The sequence below is a fragment of the Streptomyces anatolicus genome (genome assembly GCF_019400875.1).
Taxonomy (GTDB): Bacteria; Actinomycetota; Actinomycetes; order Streptomycetales; family Streptomycetaceae; genus Streptomyces; species Streptomyces anatolicus.
The window spans coordinates 1-4163 of sequence record NZ_WMBF01000522.1 but is presented as its reverse complement, the minus strand read 5'-3'; the positions used below and the strand labels follow the sequence as shown (position 1 = coordinate 4163).

The 4163-nt window shown below is 71.4% G+C and carries 3 protein-coding genes; 1 reads left to right on the top strand and 2 read right to left on the bottom strand.

All coding sequences use genetic code 11. The annotated features are described in order from the left end of the window. Window positions 1-1190: energy-coupling factor ABC transporter permease (locus tag GKQ77_RS28765; RefSeq protein WP_372460008.1), on the bottom strand; the 1190-nt coding region annotated here is incomplete at its 3' end. 224 nt (window positions 1191-1414) lie between these two features. Between GKQ77_RS28765 and GKQ77_RS28760 the strand changes: the two genes are divergently transcribed. Next, on the top strand, window positions 1415-1759 hold the full coding sequence (locus GKQ77_RS28760; protein ID WP_219691900.1) for an SsgA family sporulation/cell division regulator: 345 nt from the start codon (window positions 1415-1417) through the stop codon (window positions 1757-1759). Between the two features lie 42 nt (window positions 1760-1801). Here the strand turns inward: GKQ77_RS28760 and GKQ77_RS28755 are convergent, their stop codons facing one another. After that, window positions 1802-4045 (bottom strand): MMPL family transporter, encoded by a 2244-nt coding sequence (locus tag GKQ77_RS28755; protein ID WP_219691898.1) that lies wholly within the window; start codon window positions 4043-4045, stop codon window positions 1802-1804. Window positions 4046-4163: the final 118 nt, after the last annotated feature.

Genomic DNA, 4163 nt, shown 5'->3' with positions numbered 1-4163 from the left:
GCATCACCCGTCCCGGGCAGGGCGGGGCCGGGCGCGCCACGCGTCCCGGGCGCGGAGGCCTTGGGCGCGCCATCCGCCCGGGGCACGGCAGCCGCCCCGGACACAACTCCCGCTCCAGGCACGCCACCCGCGCGCGACGCGGCGTCCGCCTCAGGCAAGGCCACCGGGGAGGCATCCGTCGTACGACGCCTCCGTACCGCCCAGAAGACCGCCGAACCGGCGACCACCGTCGCGCCCACGCCGATCACGCCCGCCAGGCCGACCGAGACGCGGGCGTCGGTGATGTCCTTCACCCCGTAGTCCGCCAGGGGCGAGTCCGCCGTCGCGTGGTCCTCGGTCTTCTTGTCGATGCCCTTGTCCTGGGCGACCTTCTCCAGGCCGTCCGGATTCGACGAGGCGTAGAAGCTGACGACGCCCGCGAGGACGAGGGACGTGGCGAGGCCCGCGAGCCGCACCTTCCGGTGGGAGCGGGCCGCGGCGACCGGTTCGGCGGCACCCTGTGCGTCCACAAGCTCCCCGCCGACCCGCAGCTTCAGCGGCCGCGCGAGGCCCCGCGCCCCGTACACGAGGTCCGGTCGCACCGCGATCACCGCGCCCACGGTGAGCGCGGTGATCGCCGCCTCGCCGATGCCGATGAGGACGTGGACGCCGACCATGGCGACGGCGACCTTGTCGAGGGAGACGTCGGTCGTGCCGCCCACGGCGTAGAGGAGGGTGAAGGCGACCGCGGCGGCCGGCACGGAGAGCAGCGCCGCCACGAAGGAGGCGACGGTGATCGAGCGGCGCCCGCGCGGCAGCACCTTCACCAGGCCGCGGAAGGCCAGATAGGCGACGACGGTGGTGACGATCGCCATGTCGGCGATGTTCACGCCGAGCGCGGTGAGCCCGCCGTCCGCGAAGAGCACGCCCTGCATGAGCAGGACGACGGAGATACAGAGCACCCCGGTGAAGGGGCCGACCAGTATCGCGGCGAGCGCCCCGCCGAGGAGATGCCCGCTGGTCCCGGCCGCGACCGGGAAGTTCAGCATTTGCACCGCAAAGATGAAGGCGGCGACGAGCCCGGCGAGCGGGGCCGTGCGTTCGTCCAGCTCACGCCGGGCGCCCTTGAGGCTGACCGCCACCGCGCCCGCGGCGACGAGCCCGGCCGCGGCGGAGACGGGAGCATTGATGAATCCGTCGGGGACATGCATGGGCGCGCTCCTGGGCAGGGGCCTTGCAGGGCAGACCGCTCGTGAACCGTCCACTCAGTCGTGAACCGTTCAATGATAGGGCCTTGTTGCGAACGGTTTGCAAGAGCACCCAGGTCCCGATACGGCTACGCCCGCCCGGTGGATCTTCCGCCACCACCCCGGGCGGAAAGCCGTACATATGGGACATTGGTGAGGAAGTGCCCGTACGGATGAGGAGTTCAGCGATGTCCGCAGTCGAGCAGTACGCACGCGCCCACCTCGTCACGGACTCCTCCGAGGGCCACCGCGCCGTCCCCGTCGTCCTCCACTACGACGGGGAGGCCGACCCGCACACAGTGCGGATCGGCCTCCCCGGCCATCACGAGTGGGTCTTCGCCCGGCAACTGCTCGAACAGGGTCTGCGGGCCCCGGTCACCGCCGGTGACGTACACGTCTGGCCCTGCGGCCGCGTCCAGACGGTCGTGGAGTTCCACGCGCGGGACGGGGTGACGGTCGTCCAGTTCGACGCGTCCGCGCTGATCCGCTTCCTGCGTCGTACGTACGCGGCCGCCACCCCGGTCTCCCACTGAGCCCCGGCACTCCACTGGGCCCCGGCGGGACCCGGCGCGGGGTCAGACGCGGGCCAGCTCCCTCTCCGCGTCCGGGTCGGCGGCCGTACGCAGCCCCTCACCCTCGACGTCGACGTTCGGCAGCGCGCGGTCCAGCCACTTCGGCAGCCACCACGCCTTGCCGCCGAGCAGCGCGAGAACGGCCGGCACCAGCGCCATGCGCACCACGAACGCGTCGAAGAAGACCGCGATCGCGAGGCCAAAGCCGATCATCTTCACCATCTGCTCGCTGGACCCGATGAAGCCCGCGAACACCGCGATCATGATGACGGCCGCCGCCGAGACCACCCGGGCCCCGTGCCGGAATCCGGTCACGATCGCCTGCCCGGGCCGCTCCCCGTGGACGTACGCCTCCCGCATCCGCGTCACGAGGAAGACCTCGTAGTCCATCGCGAGGCCGAAGACCACGCCGACCATGAAGATCGGCATCATCGACATGATCGGGCCGGTCTGCTCCACGCCGAAGAGCGAGCCGAGCCAGCCCCACTGGAAGACCGCGACGACCGCGCCGAGGGCCGCGAGGACCGAGAGCAGGAAGCCGAGGGCCGCCTTGAGCGGGACCAGGATGGAGCGGAAGACGACGATCAGGAGCAGGAAGGCGAGGCCGACGACCAGGGCCAGATAGGGCAGCAGGGCGTCGTTGAGCTTCTGCGAGACGTCGATGTTCATGGCCGTGGTGCCGGTGACCATGATCTCGGCGCCGGTGTCGGACGTGATGCTCGCGCCCGTGTCGCGGATCGAGTGGACAAGCTCTTCGGTCTCGACGCCGCTGGGCTTGGAGGACGGCACGACGCTGATGATGGCGGTGTCACCCGCCTCGTTGAACATCGGCGGGGCGACGGTCAGGACGTCGTCGAGCCCGGCGATCGTCTTGCGGATCTCACCGGCGGCGGCCTTCGGCTCGTCGGCGCCCGCGAGGTCGCCGACGACCATCAGCGGGCCGTTGAAGCCGGGACCGAAGCCGTCGGAGACCAGGTCGTACGCCTTGCGCTGGGTCGTGGACGTCGGCTGGGCGCCGTCGTCGGGCAGGCCCAGCTCCAGCTGCGAGACCGGGATGGCGGCGGCGCCGAGTCCCACGATGCCGACGAGCAGCACCGCGATCGGGCGGCGTACGACGAACCGGGCCCAGCGGGTACCGATGTTCGGCTTGGCCTCCTCACCGGCGGCCCTGTCCGCGTTCCCGTCCGCGGCGGCCGTGTCCTTCTTGCCGCCGCCGAACAGCCTGCTCCTCTCGCCCATGGGCAGCACCCGCTTGCCCGCGTACCCGAGCAGCGCCGGGATGAGGGTCAGCGCGATCAGGACCGCGATGACGACCGTGCCGGCCGCGGCGAAGCCCATCTTGGTGAGCATCGGGATGTTCACCACGGCGAGGCCGACCAGCGCGATGACGACGGTGAGCCCGGCGAAGACGACCGCGGAGCCCGCGGTGCCGACGGCATGGCCCGCCGCCTCCTCGCGGTCGCGGCCGTCGGCGAGTTCGCCGCGATAGCGCGAGACGATGAAGAGCGCGTAGTCGATGCCGACCGCGAGGCCGATCATCATGGCGAGCGTCGAGGTGGTGGTGCCGAGATCCAGGGCGTCGGCGAGCGCGGTGATGGACGAGACGCCGATGCCCACGCCGATGAGCGCGGTGAGCAGCGGAAGCCCGGCCGCGATCAGCGAGCCGAAGGTGATGACGAGGACGACCGCGGCGACCGCGATGCCGATGACCTCGGAGGAGCCGGTCTCCGGCATGGCCTGGAGCGCGTCGCCGCCGACCTCGACGGTGAGCCCGGACTCGCGCGCGTCGTCGGTGGTCTTCTCCAGCGCGTCACGGTCGTCGTCGGTCAGCTCCATGGAGGTGACCTTGTACGAGACGGAGGCGTACGCCGTGGAGCCGTCCTTGCTGACGGTCTTGGCGCGGAACGGGTCGTCGGCGCGCGCCACTTGGTCCGAGCCGGACTTCAGGGCGCCGACGGTCTTGACGATCTCGGCCTTGTTGGCCGGGTCCGTCACCTTCTCGCCGTCCGGCGCCTTGAAGACGACACGGGCGCTCGCGCCGTCGGCGCTGGCCTCGGGGGCCCGCTTCTCCAGGAGGTCGAAGGCCTTCTGGGCCTCCGTGCCGGGTATGGAGAAGGAGCTGGAGGAGGCGGTGGGCGCCGAGGCGGCGCCCACGGCGGCGAGCGTGAGGAGCGCCACCCAGATCAGGGCGACGAAGTGCCGCTTGCGGAAGGCTAGTTTGCCGAGTTTGTAGAGGAACGTGGCCACGAGGGCGTACTCCCGGTCAGGTCGTGGTGCGGAGATGACTGCGGGCAGGACTGCGGGCAGGGGGGTTCGGCCCGACGGCGTGAGCGGTTCGCGTCAGGTACGGGGCGAGGGCGGGAGG